This window comes from Bacteroides luhongzhouii (assembly GCF_009193295.2).
Lineage (GTDB): Bacteria > Bacteroidota > Bacteroidia > Bacteroidales > Bacteroidaceae > Bacteroides > Bacteroides luhongzhouii.
Genome location: NZ_CP059973.1, coordinates 1370289 through 1392875, shown reverse-complemented (window position 1 = coordinate 1392875; position 22587 = coordinate 1370289). Strand labels below are relative to the sequence as shown.

14 protein-coding genes and 1 pseudogene are annotated in these 22587 nt (G+C 38.8%); 3 read left to right on the top strand and 12 right to left on the bottom strand.

The features are described from left to right. Positions 1 to 22: 22 nt before the first annotated feature. The 12 genes from GD631_RS05125 to GD631_RS05070 form a co-directional block, all read right to left on the bottom strand. Positions 23 to 1207, bottom strand: a complete 1185-nt coding sequence (locus GD631_RS05125; RefSeq protein WP_143256652.1) for a FecR family protein — start codon at positions 1205 to 1207, stop codon at positions 23 to 25. Positions 1208 to 1296: 89 nt separating this feature from the next. Further along, positions 1297 to 1866, bottom strand: a complete 570-nt coding sequence (locus tag GD631_RS05120; protein ID WP_143256651.1) for an RNA polymerase sigma-70 factor — start codon at positions 1864 to 1866, stop codon at positions 1297 to 1299. 230 nt (positions 1867 to 2096) lie between these two features. Next, positions 2097 to 2513, bottom strand: coding sequence for a lipocalin family protein (locus tag GD631_RS05115; protein WP_143256650.1), 417 nt, complete (start codon positions 2511 to 2513; stop codon positions 2097 to 2099). A 5-nt stretch (positions 2514 to 2518) separates the two neighbouring features. Then, positions 2519 to 5257, bottom strand: a complete 2739-nt coding sequence (locus GD631_RS05110) for a S9 family peptidase (RefSeq protein ID WP_143256649.1) — start codon at positions 5255 to 5257, stop codon at positions 2519 to 2521. Between the two features lie 13 nt (positions 5258 to 5270). Continuing rightward, a complete protein-coding gene (locus tag GD631_RS05105) occupies positions 5271 to 7616 on the bottom strand; it encodes a S9 family peptidase (protein WP_143256648.1) in 2346 nt (781 codons plus the stop codon). A gap of 76 nt (positions 7617 to 7692) precedes the next feature. Beyond that, a complete protein-coding gene (locus tag GD631_RS05100) occupies positions 7693 to 9390 on the bottom strand; it encodes a PKD-like family lipoprotein (protein WP_143256647.1) in 1698 nt (565 codons plus the stop codon). 21 nt (positions 9391 to 9411) lie between these two features. Next, entirely contained in the window at positions 9412 to 10158 is a 747-nt protein-coding gene (locus GD631_RS05095) for a DUF4843 domain-containing protein (protein WP_143256646.1), read from the bottom strand. Positions 10159 to 10169: 11 nt separating this feature from the next. Next, a complete protein-coding gene (locus GD631_RS05090; protein WP_223225806.1) occupies positions 10170 to 11684 on the bottom strand; it encodes a RagB/SusD family nutrient uptake outer membrane protein in 1515 nt (504 codons plus the stop codon). Between the two features lie 17 nt (positions 11685 to 11701). After that, positions 11702 to 15076, bottom strand: a complete 3375-nt coding sequence (locus GD631_RS05085) for a SusC/RagA family TonB-linked outer membrane protein (protein ID WP_143256644.1) — start codon at positions 15074 to 15076, stop codon at positions 11702 to 11704. A 39-nt stretch (positions 15077 to 15115) separates the two neighbouring features. After that, positions 15116 to 16318, bottom strand: coding sequence for a FecR domain-containing protein (locus GD631_RS05080; RefSeq protein WP_143256643.1), 1203 nt, complete (start codon positions 16316 to 16318; stop codon positions 15116 to 15118). Between the two features lie 247 nt (positions 16319 to 16565). Then, the gene (locus GD631_RS05075) at positions 16566 to 17135 is read right to left on the bottom strand and encodes an RNA polymerase sigma-70 factor (protein ID WP_143256642.1); all 570 of its coding nucleotides are present in this window, start codon (positions 17133 to 17135) and stop codon (positions 16566 to 16568) included. 364 nt (positions 17136 to 17499) lie between these two features. After that, positions 17500 to 18795 carry a VapE domain-containing protein gene (locus GD631_RS05070; RefSeq protein WP_143256641.1) on the bottom strand — a complete coding sequence of 432 codons (1296 nt, stop codon included), beginning with the start codon at positions 18793 to 18795 and terminating at the stop codon, positions 17500 to 17502. A gap of 308 nt (positions 18796 to 19103) precedes the next feature. Between GD631_RS05070 and GD631_RS22310 the strand changes: the two are divergent. From GD631_RS22310 to GD631_RS05055, 3 genes and pseudogenes are all read left to right on the top strand, one after another. Then, a pseudogene (locus GD631_RS22310) lies at positions 19104 to 19193 on the top strand (HU family DNA-binding protein); the annotation flags it as partial. Positions 19194 to 20114: 921 nt separating this feature from the next. Then, a complete protein-coding gene (gene mnmG / locus GD631_RS05060) occupies positions 20115 to 22001 on the top strand; it encodes a tRNA uridine-5-carboxymethylaminomethyl(34) synthesis enzyme MnmG (protein WP_143256639.1) in 1887 nt (628 codons plus the stop codon). A 50-nt stretch (positions 22002 to 22051) separates the two neighbouring features. Further along, positions 22052 to 22582: an adenine phosphoribosyltransferase gene (locus GD631_RS05055; RefSeq protein WP_143256638.1), complete on the top strand. Its 531-nt coding sequence runs from the start codon at positions 22052 to 22054 to the stop codon at positions 22580 to 22582. Positions 22583 to 22587 lie beyond the last annotated feature (5 nt).

The window sequence follows — 22587 nt, the reverse complement described above, 5'->3', positions numbered from 1 at the left end:
AGTAAATGTGGTTAATAATTGTTTATTCTCTTCTAATAATAATAGCTTCGCCTTCAACATCCATTTTCAGATGAGTAACTCTTTGAATTGCTTTTAATATAGGAATTATGGAACCATAACGATCAAGATCACCTGTAAAACGTGTTGTCTTTATATCTTCATCTTCAAACATAACTTTCTTATCATACCAACGAGATATCACCTCCATAAGGGTTTCCAAAGAACAATTATCAAATACAAAACGTCCACTATTCCAAGCAATATAAGGCTCTATATCTACCTTACTGATTTGAACCTCCTGTGTTACTCCATTTAGTACAGCCAGTTCTCCCGGATGTATCTTATGTTCATCTCCTTGATTAGGAAGAACACTGATAGACCCTTCCACCAGTACCACTTTCGTAACTCCGGCTACATGTGTATTGACATTAAAAGAGGTACCATATTGCTTGACAATCCCATTTGCCGTTATAACCCGAAACGGACGTTTATTATCTTTAGCTATTTGAAAATAAGCCTCTCCGTCCAGATAAACAGTACGGCTAACTGCGCTAAAATGCGACGGATACTTTAAAGTCGTATTATAATTCAAATGAACTTTTGTTCCATCCTCAAAGGTGAGCCAAAATTCACTATCATCGTAAGTGACTAATTTATTATTGTCAGTAACAGAGACTTCTTCATTTTCTGATTGCGTTTCTTTCACAACTTTAGGAGACGGCACCGACAAGATAGCCGAGTCCTGCAATGATTGATTGGTAACTGATTTCAATTCAATTTTCTGCCCACCGGGCAATACAAGAGTAGCTTTCTGCTTTCCCATCTTTTCCGACCGCAACATTGCCAATTGATCGTCCTGTACTCTTACGGGTCCGGTATCGGCATTTCGCCACATTCCCATCCAAATAGCAGCACCAATAATTATAGGTATCATAAGGATAGCAGCATATTTCCAAAGCATCCTGCGATAGATTCCACGAACTTGAAAATGTTTTTCCTGAAAGATTTCCCAAGCCTGTTCCTCGTCTACTGTCGCAAACTGACGATATCTTTCAGACAACTCAGTATCTTGCATTAGACATTCATAATTCTTTTTATTTTCTAGAGAACTTTCAATCCAAGCCTGCAATCGTTTCTTTTCTTCTTCTGAAAGCTGTCCTAGTAGCTGATCATGAATTACAGAATTTATATTTCTTTTGCGTTCCATTATATATTTTGCATTATTATATAAAAGACGACTAAACAAATAAAATGAGGGACAAGTTAAAGCTATTTTTTTTCAGAAAACATCTTTTTTTATGGAAGAATAGACAAAAGCAGTGCAAAATGATATGAGCCTAATTTTTTCCTGAGAAAAGACATTGCCCGTTTCTTTTGTGTCTTAACGGTCTCGAGAGAAACATAAAGTGCGGCTGCTATTTCCTCATTCTTCTTACCTTCCATATACAACAAAAAGACTTGCTTGCAACGTTCCGGCAAAGAGTCAATGGTCATAAAAAGTTGACGAAAAATCTCCTCTGTGAAGAAATCATCTTCTTCCTCATCTCCGACTCTGTATGCCTGATGTGATTCGATAATCTTTTGCAAATAATCAAATTCAACATCCTTATGCTTGAGATAATCAATTGAAGCATTCCGAACGGAATTATATAAATAGGCCTTAAATGACACCAATGACTTAAATGACATTTGCTTTTCCCAAATGGTAGAAAACAGTTCTTGCACAATATCCTCCGCAACTCCAGATTCCCCTGTTATCTGTATTGCATAACAAACCAATGCCTTATAATAAGTCTTATAAAGCATACGGAAAGCTGTAGCATCCAGTTTATTTATCTGTTCTATGGAAATCTCTTTGCTATCCATTTTGGGTATTTTGTGCCAAAAATACAATTAAATAGCGATATTCCATACTAAATACACTATAAAATCGTTCAGAGCATATCGCAAGAATTCGATAAAGATTTACATAATAAGTTACAACTCTGATACTAAAAAAATAAAAAGCACCCTATCGTAATCACTACGACGAGGCGCTTTCATTAGCAACAACATGCTAATATTAAACACTAAATTATATTTAAGAGAGAGATTTATTACTTCTTATCAGGGGCTACTTCTGGAGTAACCAATTTCTTGATTGATTTCATGTTCAGATACAGAAAGGCTAGCCGCGGCTGTGCTTCCTGAACAACCAATTCCAATGAATCTGAGGTTACATAACCAATACGTTCACGTGTTTTATACACTTCTACTTTTCCGTTGTCTTCTTTGCTAAATCCTTCTATAATCAAATAGCCGTTGTCTATCTTCCATGTTCTAAGGTCTAAAGACGGTACATTGATAGCAGAACATTTACCGCCTTTTTTAAACTCAAACCCTTTGAGTTCCCCTGTAGATTCATAGGTATAAGGATTGCACCATTTACCAATAATTTGTTTCTCCATTTTCTGTCCATAGCTGCTGAATGCAAAGCAAGACAGAGTCATAACTGTCATTAATAGTTTCTTCATTTTATTTATTTTTCTAGTAAATCATATTTCTGATCAATTCCGCGTTCTCTTAGATGAATACCCTCTTTCATCCAACGCGGCTCTTTTGTTCCTTTCAGGTAATAATCAAAGAACTGCTTCATCCGGATAGTCCAGTCTTTCTGTGCAGCCTGATTACCAAGAAAATGTCCTTCACCTTTGTAATTAAGATGCCATGCAGGACGTTGTAAACGACGCATAGCTAAATAAAGTGCACGACCTTGTTCATAGGCAACAGCCTCATCCTTATCATTATGCCAAATTAATAATGGAGTATGTATCTTATCAGCTTCCACGATAGCAGAGCTTGCCAAATACTTATCTTTGGCTTCCCACAGACTCTTTCCCATACGGCTTTGCCATTCTTCATACATGAAATAACGCGGTAAACCACTTCCACCACGAATACCCAAATAACCGGTTACCATATCAGTAATAGGAGCCCCGATATTAGCACAAGCGAATATATCCGTCTTCGTCACCAGATAACTAGTTTGGAAACCTGACCAACTATGTCCCTGAAGACCTATCTTTCCCGGGTGCGCTATCCCCTGCTCTATCAAGTATTTCGTACCGCTCACTACTGCATCATAACTACTCTGTCCCGGTGTTCCTATGGTGAAATGCACATCCGGCATAAATACAATGTACCCATTACTTACAAAGTACATCACATCCGCCATTGCGCTACTCAACATAGGAGCGTGATAAGTGTTCAGTCCTCCGGAATGTGTTTCATAGAACTGTACCAATACGGGATATTCTTTCTTAGCGTCATAATCTTCCGGCAGGTAAAGTATTCCCTTGTTAGGCTTATTCTCATAATTAGTCCATTCCACTAACTTTGCAGTACCCCATTTGTATTCACTTTGTTGAGGATTAGCATTCGTTATACGAACCGGATCAGAGAAATCCGATTTACTCCACCACAGATCACGGAATTCTGATATATTCTGACGATTCCAGATACAATACTTCTGATTGTCAGAAAAACGATGAATTGAATAGATATAAGGACCTTCTGTGAGCTTCTTCAAGCGACCTTTCATGTCAAGTGAATAAATACCTTCATCCATTGTGTTTTCATCCCATACACTAACTATAATCGTCTCGTCCGGATTGAATACTTCTTTATCAATATTGCTAGTCATTTTACGGATAGATCTCTGATTTTTGCGACCATACCCCTTAGTGATACATTCCGGCTGACGTTCTCCGGTCAAATCTATCTTCCACCAGTCATAAGCGTCGTAAATCAACACATTATTACCATCAGCAGTCCAACCAGCAATACCATAAGCTGGTGCAGGATTCGGTTTGTCATAAGTTTCCTCGAATACCGGATAACCAATAGCTGTTGAAATATCAGTAACCTCACCCGTTTTTCCATCAAACTTATTCCATACTTGTGCAACAGGATCATACATCACAGCCCATTTGCCGTTCACCGACCACCTCGGTCTTGTCCGGTAGCTACGTCCTACCAATTGCTTTTCTCCCGTATGTATATTCACAGAATAGATGTCAAACGGCATTTCATTAAGCCAGTCTTTCTGCGCACGATAAGGCGTTTCGTCTGTATAAAGTACATAATGAATCTCTTCCGCACGATCCGGCTCCAACAAATCAGCATGACCGGGAGCTACTTCCGTCAATTTTTGAGAAGCAACATCATAGATATATTTCGAATATTGAGGATGGGAATAACGGTCGCGCGTCTGCAAAGTAGGTACTTCATATTCATCCCAAGTCCACAACTCCAGTTCAAAACTCTTATCCGGCTTTATTTCCTCTTCTTTCTTAGCTTTATTTACTTTTTCCTGATAAGGTCTGAGTTCCATTGTCAGAAACTTCTGGCTACTTGACAGATTAGCCCGGACAAGTTCCATTCCCGCAGGAATGACAATCCCCTTACGGTCGAATACAAGGTCGCAAGTATTATTCTTCAAGGAGAAATTATACCATAATGAATCCTTCACCGTAAACTCTCCGGTCATCCGTTCTTTGTCAAGACTGAAAGAAGAAGGTTCTTTCTTGACAGAACTTTGATAAATAGTTCGGTAGGGACCTACCAACGGGCCATAACACAAAGCATTTCCTTTGGCTTGTTTACGAATAAAAAGAATCGAACGATTCTGATTATACAGCGTATAATAACCTATACTATCAATCTGAAATGCAGTTCCAGTCTTAAGGTGACGTACCACCAAACAATCGAAAGACGGAATATGGTTGACCGTATCTTCCGGTACATTGGTCACAGACACCGAATAAGGAACCCCTTCCACAGGGCGGAAAGATTCTTTATACGTCCACTCCGTCTTCACTCCGGAAGGTAACGACATCAATATAGTCTTCATATTTCCGGCAGTATCCGCTTGTTCGTAATAAACAGCTCGGTCTGCATCATAATATTGGATCTGTTCGACATCAGGCAATACCATTTCTTTTCGTGTACGCGAATCAAACAAATGCAATATTTTCGACTCCTTATCATCCGGATTATATTCCATGGGAGCAATGCGATAGGTCACCCATCGACCTGTCGGGGAAATATCTGGTGATTCAACGCGCTTCCACGACATACAAGCTGCTATATCCAACGGTTTCAATAAATGAGACTGTTGTTCCGCAGGCTGATCTTTCGCTTTTTGTTGTGCTCCGGCAGAGGTGTATGATAGCAGCACAACTACCAAACACAAATAGCTAAAGAAAGAGTTCTTCATATAGTTTATTGTCTTATTTACTACGGTTTATGTCTTCCCAACAGTCTGCACGAGCATCGCCCAGTAAATGTTTGGCAAAGAAGCGATACATTTTCCTTTCAAAATACTTATCAGCAGAACCATATCCATGACCAGCCCCCGGTATCACCAACATATCAAAGTCTTTACCAGCTTCAATAAGTGCCTTAGCCATACGATAAGTGTGTGCTGGATTCACATTCTTATCCATATCTCCTGTTACAAGCATCAGATGACCTTTCAGATTCTTGGCAATTTCTGCATTCGACTTCACGCTAAACTTATACTCGTACTCTTTCGTCTCATTACCCAGACTGTCTTTCACTACCTTTTCCACTTCTTTCACACCATTATAACACTCTCCCCAACCACGATTGTAGATATTATTATCATGGTTACCGGAACAAGAGACAGCAGCCGTATAAAAGTCCGGATAAGTGCAAATAGCAGCCGCAGCCATAAATCCACCACCAGAGTGCCCATAAATACCGACTTTCTTACCGTCAATAAACGCATGACGTTGAGCTAACTGTTCAATCGCATATTTATCATCTGCCAGCGGATAATCACGCATATTGCCATAACCATAACGGTGGTATGCTTTGCCACGCATCGGCGTATCACCTCTATGTCCTACTGTAATTACAATGAAACCAAGCTGCGCCATACGAGTACAATAACTATCATCCAACGTAAAACTTGTAGGTACAAATCCAAAATAAGGTCCGGGATAAACGACTGAAATAATCGGATATTTCTTTTCCGGGTCAAAGTTAGACGGTTTCCACATCACCCCATACAAATCGGTAATATTATCAGCAGCTTTCACGACAAAACGTTCCGGTTTTTTCCAACCTGACGCATAGACCAGGTCCAGGTCCGGTTTTGCCAGTTCCATAATCACCTTGCCTCTTCGATCCTTCAACATAATCTTAGGCTCCATATCCACTCTTGAATAGGTATCAACATAGTAATTATGAGATTTCAAGAAATTCACATTATGCTGTCCGTCTTCCGTGCTCAAAGGAGTTACTCCTTCTCTGTCAATGTCAACCTCATAAAGCATGTAATAGAAAGGATTTACTTTTTTATCTTTTCCATATCCATACAGATAAACTTTGCGTTTCAACGTATCAATAGAATTAATATATCCTGTTACCCATTCACCGGAAGTCATCACATTCTTGAGATTTCCTTCTCCATCATAGTGATAATAATGCCCCCAACCAGTACGTTCTGAACGGAACAGAATATCTTTTCCATCATTTAAGATCGCAACATTACGAGCATGCGGGTCACGATATGGCTTATCTTCTTCGTGAATAATTTCTTTCACTTCCAAAGTTGACAGATTAACAGAGCATACATCTACTTCATCCCAAGTACGCTTAGTACGTTCAAAAAACAAGTATTTGCTATCCGAAGTAACATGAAGAGGCTTTATATATTGATCTTTCCATTTATCTATCTTCGCCTTCTTTACCGTTTTTTCTACAATATCGATAATCGCCAATTCATTTTGAGTAACATACTTGTCACCTGGAAACTCATATTTATACTTTATCAATGAAGGAGAATCTTCCAATGAATTAATTACCCAAAAATCCCGCAACAAACGGTTATCATCACGTACCACATAAATATGACGATTATCCGGACACCAAAGTGCTGTTGTCGGCACTTCTCCGTTCTCCCCGGCCTCTTCTTCACGAGCATAAGAAAAGTTTTCCACTCCATCCGTAGTCAACTGTACCTCGGTTGTATCCACTCCCAATGCTTTATTTCCTTTTACATACAGGTTGTGATTCTTAGCATACAGAATATACTTTTTATCAGGTGAAAAAGTCATCCAGCTATATACGGGTTCTTCCGGCTCCTTCTTTTCTTCCTTCTTCTCTACTAATGTCAACTTGCCCGTCAGACGATTATAGCTGTATCGTTTACTCTTATAATCAAATTCAAACGAGCCTTGGTCTTTAGCAAAAGTCACAGATGAGATATCCAGTTTATTTCTATCTACTACACCTTTGGTAAATTCACTTAACTGCATAGCCATCTTCCCTTTGTCAAATAGAGGTTCACGTTTTCCTGCAGCAGGCATCACATAATAATATTCCTTGCCTGATGTTGTTTGAAACTCAAACCAGAAATTATCTGTATTGTTTATTTCTCGAGGGTAAACCGATAGACTAATATTAGACAATTTACCTCCTAAAGTAAAATCCTGAAATTTATCAGTCAATTCATAGTTGGCTTGTTGCTGTGCAATTTCTTGAGCTTGTAATTGTATCAGAAAAGGACATACCCCAAAAACAACAAAAACTATTTTCTTTAAAGTCATACTTTTTATATTGATAAAAATAGAAAGGTGTGAATATCTCTGTGATCAGATATCCTCCCCCTTCTTTTGCTTTAGTTTATTTAAATACTGTGATTTTAAGACAATCTCCAAATTTGTATATTGCATCAACAATAGTACCAAATTTATTGTCTCCCTGCAAATTTGAGACTTTATTAGGATATAACTTCTTCAAAGTAACTTCAGTAGCAGTATCACCTGTTTTTTGTTCAATTACTTCGTAAATACGAAACTCGCCATTAGCAAATGCAACTCCCAAATGTCCATTCACAGGCTCTTTCTCCGTATTGAAATTGATATCTAAATAAGATAATGAAACAATTTCACCAGGCAATACATCCCCATCTTCCAGTTTTATTTTTATACCACTGTCACCTTCATCAGTAGTTGAACAATACCATAGTTCAGCACCATTTGCAATTACGACATATCGCTTATTTTGAAAGACCACCATATCTTTATAATCTGCAAACATCTCACTTTTAATATTCTTTTCAAAATAATCTCCAACTTTTACAGGAGGATTCACATAATAAGTATCTAATGAAAAATTACGCAAAAAATAATTGCCGTCCTTTTTCAGTAGAGCCACCCATCTTGGCATACAAGTATCATACCAATCATCCTTTTCAGTAGAGGCTGGCAACATGTTAATAATCTCATATTCCATATTCTGAAAGCGTGAATCGCTCTTTCCTTCATTATCTACTATTTCATATACATTACCACTATACATTAAAGTATTCATATGGATTATAGGAAATTCATATGTCAGCCCCCCATCCCAAATATACTGTAATGAATTATCAGTAGTCAATACAGGAATTGTACGCATATAATCATTAAATTTCTGTATACCATACATCTTTTTGAAACGAGTGCCGCCCCATATTGGATCTGATAGATAAAAACCTGCATGAAAATCATTGGCAACAGCCCTTTGATTATAGTATATATACCCATTCTGATTAAACAAGAATTTAGAAGAATAAGTCATCACAGCATCCACCGGAGAAAAATCATCAGGAATGTCTCCGTTAAATTCCTCTTCTGTATATACAGATTTCATCAGCGAATTACCGTTTAGCTCCACCCATTTACTACCTTGCATGACAACAAGCTCATCATACAGAACTTCTTCACCACTATTTAAGTCCTGATACGCCAAATCCCAATATCCCGTACTTTCAAGTAAACGACGAGGTTCTGTCCCTAAGTCAGGGATAATATCTTTTTCTACTTCTTCATACACAACAGAATCTTTATAAGCTTCCTCTCCATACGAATTATAATACAGTTTCTTCACTGTCTTCACTTTAATAAAAGAAAGCGCAGAACGCCCGTCTATATCAGATAATATCGCCCAACCTTTCAAATAAGCTGATGTCACTGTTATCTTTGTAGAGAGTGAAAACTTAACGCCGGTTTTATTATCGACAACCGCGTATGTAAGCTCATAAATGCCATATTTATCAGAAGAGAAAGTATATGAAGGGGTAGTTGCATCTAACTTCTTACCATCCAAATACCACTCATAACTCACATCTGGGTTTTCTTTGTCTATGGTAAACTTAAAAGTAGGTGAAATGGTAAGTTCCTCACCTACATTAACCTCATATCCAGCAATATCTATATTAAGAATTTCACCATCCAACTCATTCACCTGTTTATAATCAAAGTTATTCTTGTCATCCAAACAGCTGTAAAATCCCGTTACTATGAACAGCAATAAACTATATATTATTAGTTTTTTCATACTTCTTCTATTTCTATTATTTTATCCAGCAACAACTACAGTTATTTCATTATCATGCTCATCCAAGGCCGGAGTACCTGCTGCTTTTAGTTCTTTCAGCGTATTCTTCAATCGCAAAGCATATTTCCGCATCACCTGCATATCCTTTCCATCAAAGACAACATCATCTTTTATTAATTCCTTTAAGAACATCTTATATTTCTCCACCGAGTATGTACCCAAATAATACTTTTCAACTGTATTCTCGAAATAAGTCTCATTTCCCCGGTCATTCACCGCCCACCATTCTGGTTTAAACAAACGATCTGTTACAGCTATGATGGCTTTTGAATATCGATAAGATCCAGGTTTGACATCTCCCTCACCATTTATTTTTATTGCCAATAATTTAGTAGATTCCTTTAAATCCGGATAATTCTTTAAAGTAACTGTAATTGTACCTCTCAGTTTTCCTGCCTCAATCATACCTTCAGAAGGCAAGACATAATATCCTTCAGGAACAGTAGTAATTTTCTCATCTACCGCAACAGTAAATTTAGCGTCAGTATCTCTCAACTTCCCGTAAATCTGTACTTCCAAATCAACCTTTGCATCCTCACCTTCATCATAAAATGTAAAAGAAGTACTCGTTGTGTCCGTCATCATATCCTTTCCAAAAATGATATAAGATACATCGTTGGCATTAACCATAAGTTCTTTTTCCTCACAAGAAAAAAATGTGGCAATCAAACACCCTATTATTATCAAAAATATATATCTATTACTCATAATATTATGTTTTATTTTATATTACTTTCTGAATCCGGTAACGGAAGAACAAAATTTTCCTCTGTTGGAAGAACAGGCTCTCTTTTAACTGATGTGCTAGAGCCCGAATAGTTTACTACTTGCCGATTCAAACGTTTAAACATAAAGAACACTTGTCCTTCCCCAAATAATTCACGTTGTGCATCATTCACAATCATATCTACAAGTCCATTCTTATCCAAATTTGATAAATCAACACTCACTCCACGTCCATTTTTTACCTTTTTAATATATTCTCGAGCCTCGCCCAAGTCTTTATTACAGATAGCTTCAGCAGCAATATAATATACTTCAGACATACGTATCATCGGTAGCATGGGATTTCCCCATCTCCCACCAGTGCTTTTTTCTTCTTGCTTGTGATACTTCAATGTACGATATCCCCAATATTTTTCTTCAAACTGATATAACAGACGATAATCATCACTACCTTCGTTACCAAAAACATCCTTGACTTTATCAGCATGCCAACACAAATAATGTTGACTATAATCCGGCTGATCCTCTGAACTATAACTTATTTCCAAATCCCAATCAGTCACCTCTGTCGTATACAACGTGAAAATGATATCATCATAAAACTTAATATTTCTTTTATCTGTAATATTATATTCACTAGTGAAATTAAACCAACGCTTAGCATTTTGTACTTTAATAATCTTCATGGCTTCGTCATAAGCCATATCTAAATTACCGGCATACAAATAAACGCGAGCTAATAATGCAGTAATCGCATAATAGTTTAAACGATAGCCACGTTCCCTCAGAAAACGGTCCTCACCACTAGCTATATACTCTAAGCGATCATAAACTCTAAATGATTTTGCCTCATCAATGGGTTTTAAAATATCTTGCGCCTTTTTCAGGTCATTAACTACATGATCAAGACAATACGCTACTGTTTGCTTATTATTCACATACGCAGGATATTCATCAACATAAGGAATAAATGTACGTTCTCCAGGATTGGTAGATGGGGCTGGTGCATACAAACGTAGCAAATCAAATTGTATATAAGCACGCAATGCAATGGCTTCTCCCCAAATCATATTACGCTCCTCTTCACCCTCATAAAAAAGCGTTGTATCCGCACTCTCCACTTGTTGAATCAGATTATTACAGTTGGCAACGATGTTCCATGCAGCTTCCCACATTGCATTGGTAGTAGATACCAGTTCTATATCTTTGAAAGCACGCGTCGATATTTTTTGTATAGCATAACCTCCTCCAACACTTGATACTCCATCCATATTATACATCCCACCCAATGCATCGACAATACCCCAACTTAGGTTTTGTCCATATAAATCTTGAGTGGACAGTTTACGATAAATTCCATTCAAAGCTGTACGATATCCATTTCCCGTCTCAAACAAAAATTCTTCTTTAATTTCATCTGACGGGCGAACATCCAGCCAGTCGCTACAGGAAGAAAATATCATAGCCACTATCCCCAGTGAAAGTAAGGTATTATATATCTTTTTCATCTTCTTCTTTCCTTTCCTTAAAATTGTGCTTTCAAAGAGAAACTCATTTTCCATGAACGCGGATAACTTAATCCTCGTTCTTGGCGTATTGAGTTCCAGTTAATTAATTCACTTGTATTTGCCTCTAAACGAAGCATATTCATCCGTAAATGTTTTTTAATCCACTCCCGATCAAAATCATAACTGATCGTTAATGAATTTAAATGCAATAAGGCTTTATCCTGTACAAAGCGGGAGGTTGGCAAAGTTGTCAGATTGCTGTCTTTAATATCCTTGAATTGTGCGATATCCCCGGGCTTTTTCCAACGATCTGTCAACACACGCAGGTCGACATTTCCTGTCTTAATATTTGCATTTTCCACATTATCCACCAAAGTCTGATTATATTCTTGTCCTCCCCATTCATACAAGAAGGATGCAAATAGGCTCCAATTTTTATAAGTAACATTTAGACCGAATGAACCATTAAATTTAGGTTCGGTATTGCCAACCGCCACTTCTTGGCTTGCATCCCATTTGTCTGTCACGCTGCCGTCACGATTAAGAAATATCTCCTTACCTGTAGTAGGGTCAATCCCCAAAGAACGCACTGCCCAAATAGAGGTTAGCGACTGTCCCTCAGCATACTGTGGAATAGGAACCGAATAATTGGCATCCGACAAGGAACTATTAGTAGTCAACTGTTTATCTATCTCTTTTTGATAAAATGCAGCTACACGCTCATTGTACTTTTTTTGAGAGTCCGAAATTTTAAGTATTTCATTCGTATTATGGGCCATATTTCCCCATAAAGCTACTGTCCAGTTACGATCACGAAAAACATCTGCCCGTAATTGCAGTTCAAATCCTTTATTTAAAACCTCACCCATGTTGTTTTTATAGGAGGAGAAACCTGAAGTGCTAGACAAACCAAAATCATTAATCAAATCGATCGTCTTTTCATAATAATATTCGGCCTCAACTGTCAAACGTTGGTTAAAGAACAATGTTTCTATACCTATATTGTATTTATCCGTTTTTTCCCAAGTCAGGTCCTTATTACCTAATGCTTTAAGGACAGCTCCATATCCCGTTATATACCATTCGTCAAATAATGACTGATACATTGTCGTTGCAGCATAGGCTGGAAAGTTCACTTTACCAGTACGCCCATAAGATGCTCTGACTTTTAATTTATTAATATCTTTATTTCCTTTTAAAAATGCATAGTTATGAACGTTGACTCCCAGACCACCTGAAAAGAAGGGAGCCCACTTCTGATTTGCTCCGAATTCAGAAGAACCATCGAAACGAACTGAAGCATCAGCCAAATAAATATCATTCCATGTATAATTCGCAGTAGCTAATGTACTAATACGGCGAGTCGTGTTTTCTGTACGGGTAGGTTTTTTATAAATCTCAGTAGCATAATTCAACGAATTAAATTCACCGGACGGAAATCCCCGATAGTGAGCCTTTGTATTATCGGTATTGGATGAAGCTGCCTCCCATCCCACAGAAACATTTATATTATGTTTGCTATGAAACGAGCGAGTGTAATACAAAAAAGCATTTGTATTCCAATCAAAGTTTCCACCCTTTTCCGTATACAAATCACCAGCCAAATATGCATCATCACTCTCACCATAGACACTTACCTTTGATGAAAGCGGATCATAAAACTTCTCACTGCTAGCATACTTTTTAGTAACACTAAATTGTCCTTTCACAGTCAAATAGTCATTCAAATACCAGTTCAGACTAAGATTATTCACTAATTCATCGTAAGCACTCCATTCATAATTCCCCAATGTCGCTTCATACAATGGATTATTTGAAGTACGTGAGCTTGATGATATTGAATAAAGCATTTTTTGCTTCAATGTTCCATCATCTTCGTAAGGAGTCTCATAAGGTTGCATACGTGTATAATCGCTAAACGAACCATAAGGTGACTCTTTAGATTTAGTATGTCCAAAAGTAACCGTATTTTTGACCTGCAATTGCTTTACCCGATAATCTAAAGAGAACCCAATAGAATACCTATCACGGCCCGAGCCTTTCATTACACCATTCACACCATTATAAGAAGCATCTACGCCATACCGAAGATTAGGAGTACCTCCCTCTATATATACACTATGCTTATGGTCAAAGGCATTCTGCAAAGGCAATGACATCCAATCCGTATCAATCCCCTTTTGAATTAATGCATATTTTTTATAGTAAGCATTCATTCCCTGAGAAGTATCTATATTGTTATTATTTCCTTTCTCAAAAAGACCTGCCAATCGCTCAATTTCTAATTTTTGAGAGGCATTAGCCAGATTATAATCACGTAAATCAGGCAATTCTAATGTACCTGTGAAATTATAAGATACTCGTATTTCTCCTGGTTTTGGAGCTACAGTAGTAATTACTACGACACCATTGGCAGCACGAGAACCATAAATAGCCGTAGCAGCAGCATCTTTTAGTATAGTCATACTCTCAATACGAGTCGGATCCAAATCATACACTTTTTCTATACTAACCTCAAAGCCATCCATAATAAAGGTGGGAAGATTCGGATTATTTTCCAAGTTAGATTTAGACAGTTGGTCTCTATCTAGTTCTTTCACTCCTATTCCTGAACGTCCGCGGATATACATTTCCGGCAAAGCATTTGGGTCGGAACCAAATTGATTGTTTGTCATCAAACGGAAAGAGGGATCGAATGATTGCAAAGCACCCAGAATATTTGTCTGAGAAACCTTACGCAGATCATCCCCTGATATCTGTGTAGAACTACCGGTAAAACTGGTCTTACGAACATTGTTATATCCGGTCACAACCACATCTTCCAGTGTTTTCACATCATCAACCAAAGTAATTTCAAGACTTTTCCGACGGGTAGCATCCACCTGAAGAGTCTGCTTTTTCATACCAATAAAAGAGATTTCCAAAGTCACCTTATCATCCTTAACATCCAAAGTAAACTCACCTTCGATATTTGTAGAAGTACCTGTACGAGTACCTTTCACAATGATGCTGGCACCTGGTATCGGTTCCTTATTCGAATCAATAACCGTACCACGGATACGATTGTCACGCTTCTCGGTCTGCAATTTACGAACAACAACAATACCGTCTTTCACCACATAATCAAATCCTTGGGGATTTAAAATCAACTTCAGAGCGACTTCCCATTTCTCATTTTTCGCATTAATTGATACGGGAGGAACTCCTTTAAACATTTGTGAATTATACAACATATTCACTCCTGTTTGTTTCTTCACTGCATCCAAAACTGTCTCGATAGAGACATTATGCAGATTCAAAGTTACCGTCTTATCCTGTGACGGTAGAGCCCATGTGCTAAATGTGCAACACACTGCCACTAAAAAACATAGTAGCCATCGTTTTTCTCTCATAAATTAATGATTAAACTTTACCTAATATTCTATTTATTCTTACTCTTTCATTCCATCGTATATCAATACTCTCCGGCCACTGATTTTATAGGTCAGATCGCCTGTCAGTTCCAAAGCATCCAAGAAAGAATTGACCGCTCCATAACGTTTCAAACTACCACTGTAAGTTATATCGCGCAGTTCCGGCGTTTCATAATAAACCTGTATATCATACCAGCGTTCAAATGTCTCCATAATCTCCCCTAAAGAACGATTTTTAAAGTTGTACACACCGTTTACCCAACCGATATATTCATCCAGATCAACGGTACGTTTCTCTGTTCCATTGGCAGAGACCACTGCTTGTTCACCCGGCTGAAGAGTTACCGTTCCGACATTCGGTGCAGAGAATTGTACTTTTCCATGTACCAATGTAGTGTAACAAACGGAAGCATCGGCATAAGCATTCACATTGAATGCCGTACCAAGCACCATCACTTCTCCAAGATGAGTTTGTACCACAAACGGATGAGATTCATCCTGCACAACATCAAAATAGGCCTCACCTTCCAAAGCTACAATCCTGCGTTTGCCAATAAAGCGTACCGGATAAGTCAGCTTGGAACCAGCATTCAAATGAACTGTTGTTCCATCGGCGAGGACCACAGTATTTTCCCCTCCACGTGGTATGACTAGTTCATTTGATTCTACCGGCTTTTCTTCGACGCTTTTCTGTGTGTGTTGTGTTGTGGCGGTCGGTTTATATGACAGCACTCCTTCCTTATATTTTACCTGGACACCGTCTACTATTACGTTAATTTCTTTCTTATGCACATCAATAATGCTACCATCGGGTAAAGTCAATTGTGCCTGTTGAACTCCCGGCTGAATCAATGGCTTGCTTTCCTCTTCAGTCGAAACATAATTCGACATATAGAAAGATAAACCGATTACTAAAAAAACAACAGCTGCTGCAATAGACCACCAAATCCGGAAAATACGAGGCTTCTTTATTACCTCCGGTTCCGTTTGTCCGATTTTCTGAAGGAAAGATTCATAGGCTTTCTTTGATGAATAATTTTTATATTCTTCAAATGCAACTCCTAATGTCTCGCCATTCTGCAATTGTTCATACACTTTTTGCAAGTCCGGGCATTCCGCCAATCGCTTTTCAAGCTCTTGCTGTTCCGATTCATTAGCTTCTCCTAAAAGAGCTTTCTTCATTAAAGCGGCATCTTGATATACATTTTCGAACTTCTTCATCTTATTTTCCCTTTTTAAATTAAACAACTGTTTAATTTGCTTTATTATAGATATACATAACTCACAGAAAAGGGTGACAAAAAGATGATATTTTTTTGAGATAAGAATGTAAAGGAGAGGATTCTAGGGGCGAAAATATAACATTATGTCACATTATTAAAGGAATCCGCTTGTTTTTAACAAAGAAAATAAATCTTAAGTAATCAATAAAAAGACAAAGATGTATCAAATTGACTTTTTTATCTTTTTAGAGAAATAAACAAAGAATAATAGAATGAACAGAGTCGCCCAGCTTCTCACGAAGGAATTTATAGCTGCGTGTCTTTTGAGTTTTAACAGTATTGATACTTATTTCTAAACGTTCCGCTATCTCCTCCCATGTATATCCCTCGATTCTCATTAAAATAATCCGGCGCTGTTCGGCAGGAAGTTCTTCAATATAACAATACAGTTGGCGGATAATTTCTTCTTTTACCGTCAATGCATAAATCATATCCTCGTCCTCCACGCTTTCTTCTTCAGCTAAAGAACTCAATATGGTATCATGGATTTGATTATTGCGTATATATAATAAGGTGTTATTATAGCAGGCGCGATAAAGATAATTGGTAAGCTCTTTAATACCAGAAAAAGTACGTTTCCCCTCCCATATAGAAATAAAGACTTCCTGTACCAAATCTTCCACCGCATCAGGAACCGGCAATATCTTGGAAACATAAACACATAAAGCAGCATAAAAACGATCGTAGAAATCGCCCCACATCTTTTCATCCTTCCGGTTTACTCCCGCTACTATGGTGTCAATTTTATCGTTCATACTGTCACATTACCTGCGAAAAAAGAGAACAGAATTCACAAAAACCGCCGTAACTACTTACTTTTGCGATAATTACGGATGCAAATATATTGTTTTTTTCAGAAACGCAGACCTTGCCGGCTTACAAAATAGAAAATAAAATGCAACAAGGTATAAAGACTAGCTTTAAAGAAGAATATAAAACAAGAAATACTTCGATTAGTAACAACATTATTGGAACTAAAGTCATTACCAATCAAAATATGTCCGAGGCTTGATTATTTATTACTTTCTGATTATAATGACATATGCTGTTATTCACAGTCGTCACAAAGATACAACTACCTTATTCACAGATATCTAATGTGAACAAACAGGATCATTCTCACTCTTCACAGCCTTTCACCTTCTTCACCAAATACACATTACCCAATCTCGTATGCTGTCGGCTGATACCTGCTGCGGTCAGAATTTGCGCCAGTTGGATAGGTGTACAGTTGCGAAGCACGGCAGGAAATCTCTTTTTTAATTCCTGATGAATAATAACAGCGGAGAGTGACAAGCAATCCGGTTCGTTCAACGTGGCAGGTGCGTATGTGTTGCGTACAATGTCTTCTATAGGGTTGACATGATAGTATGCCATGTTATGATATTGCAAAGCATGTTCTTCCTCCTTATTAAGCCAGTGGCGGGCACCTGCAAGCAATTCCTCTTTCAGTTGGGCATAGATTTGTGAATGTTCAATTCCGGTACAGTCAATATCATGTTCCGCTTCAATGCAGATGAATCTGCGGCTGCCTGTCGGGTCACACAGTAAGTCCGTCCGGTTACTCGTTCCGATGAAAGAAGCGATACGGGGAAGCGACCGGAAATTTTTCTGATAGGCTTTGCAGATGTTGAGGCTGGACATTTGCATCAGATTTTTCAGTAATGGCATCTTTTTCGCTCCGAATTTATCAAATTCGTCCATGTTTAGTAATCCCATCTCGGCCAGGAGACGTTCGGGATTGCCTTGTGCGGTTAATTTCAGATTATCCGAATAATAACGGGCCAGTTGTGGCGGCATCAGCATGCGACAGAAAGTGGATTTATGGCGTCCCTGTTCTTCGCTGATAAGTATCGGGGCTACGCTGTTCGCTTGTGCTTGATTCACTCCCAGCCATTGGGCGGCAAGTCCGAGCATCCAGGTGTGAAAGCTTTTTATCCATAGAGGAATGTCGGATACTCGCTTCGCTAAGGACTTTAACCGATCTGTTCCGTCCCAGGTAGGTAGTTCGTTCATATAAAGTCGGAAAGGGTGGTAACTTTCCACTTGGGTAGAGTAGATATATCTTTGAAGATCCTTGTCCCAGCAGTTGATTCCTTCTTTGTGGGCTTCCAGGCAGAAAGTATTCAGTTCTCGCTTGTCTATGCGGCAGAAAGGAACGTCTCGTTGGCCGGATGGCCGAAATTCGGTTTCTTCGGTGAGCAGGTTGTAGCGGAAGTCATATTGTGCTTTCAGGAAGTCAATCACTTGTTGTGTCAGAAGGACGGGTTGCTTATGTGCTTCCTGCTCATGCACTTCTTGCATTTTTGGCTCTTCCTTTGACGTGTTCGGTGAAACGATGACGTTTGACGATTCTTTCATCAATGCTCGTATTCTTTTTGCCAAACGTTTCGAGTTATATTCTAATGTCTTCATATTTTTCTTCTTTTTAAATGAATAAATGTTGTTTTTTCGACCGGTTGATACTGCTAAGGTATAACATGGGATATGGGATTTGCAAGTATTTAACTAAGAAAAAGTTTATTTTCTCCTGAAATGAAAAACAAGCTTTCTTATGCGGATAAGTCGTTACTTTGTCGTATCTTTAGTACTTGTTTAGGAGAAGCCGACTGGAGTTGTCCGGTTGGCTGACAATAGTTGACTGAACAGCCGATTCCACTCGTCCGAATAGCCGATTAAAGTTGTCCTATGATGAAGTTACACATTTAAATTAATAAGAAGTAATGGCTATTGTGTTTGATTGGTATGAAAATCCTAATGCTTCCTCGGAAGAAGAAGCAGCGTTGCATCCGCGTATCTTCATGAATGGAAAAGATGCGGCACATCCTTCACGCTAACGACTGTGAAGATGTGAAAGAAGCATATTTCTTAGAGTAATCACACGAAAGAGTTGATAGCTTGATACTTATCCTCATGTGAAGAGAATGAACAAACATTCAGTAAAGAAAAGATATTGGCATAAAACTATATCCTGCATCGTCATATCTCATCAGACAGCCGAATGTATATTATTACTGATGAACCTATTATTCACGAGAGCAAAGGGTACAAAAAAAGAGCGAATTATTCCGCCCCACCTTTAAAGAATCCCCATAAATGGGATTCTTCTTTTTCTTCATCTTTCATTTACTCTTTACCTGAAAACGTCTTTTTCCTAATACCTAATCAAAACAATCTTTTTCCTAAAAACTAATCTTAAAATCTAATACCTCAATTTTATAAACTAATACCTTTTAATTATTACCTTTTTCTAATACCTAAAATATAAGTAGTTTCACAACTACACTGCAAAGGTATAGCTGTTTGCGAAAACAACAAAAGCCATTATACAAAAAAACACATTTAGGCTTGTTTTTTTGACTTATGTCAAGACGTAGGGTAGATTTTGAATGTAAATCTCAAGTTTATTCCCACAGCAATCCGTATTTTCTACAAATCGTTCCTTTTACTCTCTAGTTGCACTCATAATCGGGCAAACGTGCAACTAACAAAAAGAAAGCAAAACAGGGGATTTAAAATACAATATATTGCCATTCCATTCAAAAATATAAAAACACAAAAGGCAATAAACAGCCTATTTTCGAACAATCTGCATATTTCTAATCCAAAATTACGGCGTTTTTTTCAGTCAAGCCGGATTCCTCCCCGGATTTTCAGAAGCAAAAACAGCTTGAAGATACAAGTCTCGCAACTTTTCCGTAACTTTGCAGCGTTTGATAATAAATAAGATAGGAATGGATTTTAAGTACGACGTAATTGTAATTGGTGCCGGACATGCTGGTTGTGAGGCAGCGGCAGCCGCAGCTAATTTAGGTTCCAAAACTTGTCTCATCACAATGGACATGAACAAGATTGGACAGATGAGTTGCAACCCGGCTGTAGGAGGAATCGCCAAAGGACAAATTGTACGTGAAATAGATGCACTGGGTGGACAGATGGGATTGGTGACAGATGAAACAGCCATTCAGTTCCGAATTCTAAACCGCTCGAAAGGCCCTGCCATGTGGAGCCCCCGCGCCCAATGCGACCGGGCTAAGTTCATTTGGTCCTGGAGAGAGAGACTGGAAAATACGCCCAACCTTCATATCTGGCAAGATACAGTATGCGAACTGCTCGTTGAAAACGGTGAAGTTACCGGATTGGTTACTGCATGGGGTGTCACTTTCAAAGCAAAATGTATTGTGCTCACCGCAGGAACTTTCCTCAACGGATTAATGCATATAGGACGCCACCAATTACCGGGAGGAAGAATGGCCGAACCGGCTTCCTACCAATTGACCGAATCCATCGCCCGCCACGGTATCACTTACGGAAGAATGAAAACCGGTACTCCGGTACGAATTGATGCGCGCAGCGTTCATTTTGACCAAATGGAAACACAAGCCGGCGAATGCGACTTCCATAAATTCTCCTTCATGAATACCAGTACGCACCACTTAAAGCAACTTCAATGCTGGACATGCTACACCAATGAAGAAGTACACCGGATTTTGCGTGAAGGTTTGCCGGATTCTCCCCTGTTCAACGGACAGATACAAAGTATCGGGCCACGCTATTGCCCGAGCATCGAAACCAAGATTGTTACTTTCCCCGATAAAGACCAGCACCAGTTATTTCTGGAACCGGAAGGAGAAACCACACAAGAGTTATACCTTAACGGATTCTCTTCTTCACTTCCGATGGAAATACAAATTGCAGCACTGAAGCAGATCCCGGCTTTCAAAGATCTGGTTATTTATCGTCCGGGATACGCTATCGAATATGACTACTTCGATCCGACCCAATTAAAACATACGTTGGAATCGAAGATTATCAAAAACCTGTTCTTTGCCGGACAAGTGAACGGCACTACCGGATACGAGGAAGCAGGAGGACAAGGATTGGTAGCCGGCATCAATGCGCATATCAACTGCCACGGTGGAGAGGCATTTACTTTGGCCCGCGACGAAGCATATATTGGCGTATTAATCGACGATTTGGTTACCAAAGGTGTGGATGAGCCCTACCGTATGTTTACCTCCCGTGCAGAATATCGTATTTTGCTTCGTATGGATGATGCAGATATGCGCCTGACAGAAAAAGCATTTAAGCTTGGATTGGCCAAGGAAGATCGCTATCAACTGGTAAGAAGCAAGAAGGAAGCTGTGGAACAAATCGTTTCTTTCGCGCGCAACTATTCGATGAAACCGGCATTAATTAACGATGCTCTCGTAAAGATAGGAACAACTCCCCTACGTCAGGGATGCAAGTTGATAGAAATCTTAAACCGTCCGCAAGTGACAATTGAGAATATAGCAGAACACGTTCCGGCGTTTCAACGGGAACTGGAGAAAGCGACAAGTTCGGATCAGGATCGGAAAGAAGAGATTCTCGAAGCTGCCGAAATCTTAATCAAGTATCAAGGATACATTGACAGAGAACGAATGATTGCTGAAAAGCTGGCACGACTGGAAAGTATAAAAATCAAAGGGAAGTTTGATTATTCTACCATTCAGTCCCTATCCACCGAAGCTCGGCAAAAGCTGGTAAAGATAGATCCGGAAACAATTGCGCAAGCGAGCAGAATCCCGGGAGTTTCTCCAAGCGACATCAACGTGTTGCTCGTACTTTCGGGACGATAGGCGGCAACGTTTCACGTGAAACAAAACATTTAAAGAAACGATATAATTCAATGATTATGAGCAAAGAAACACTAATCAAAAGCATTCGGGAAATACCCGATTTTCCGATTCCCGGAATCCTGTTCTACGACGTCACCACTCTATTCAAAGACCCTTGGTGCTTGCAGGAATTATCAAACATCATGTTTGATATGTATAAGGACAAAGGGATCACCAAAGTAGTAGGAATAGAATCAAGAGGCTTCATCATGGGACCGATTTTAGCCACCCGCCTGAACGCAGGTTTCATTCCTATCCGCAAGCCCGGCAAGCTACCGGCAGAAACGATTGAAGAAAGCTATGACAAGGAATACGGAAAAGACACCGTGCAAATTCACAAAGACGCACTGGATGAGAATGACGTAATTCTATTACACGATGATTTGCTGGCAACAGGAGGCACGATGAAAGCGGCTTGCGAATTGGTGAAAAGACTAAAGCCTAAAAAGGTATATGTAAACTTCATCATTGAGCTGAAAGATTTGAATGGAAAATCAATGTTCGGAGACGACGTAGAAGTAGAATCGGTATTGACTTTATAAAGGAT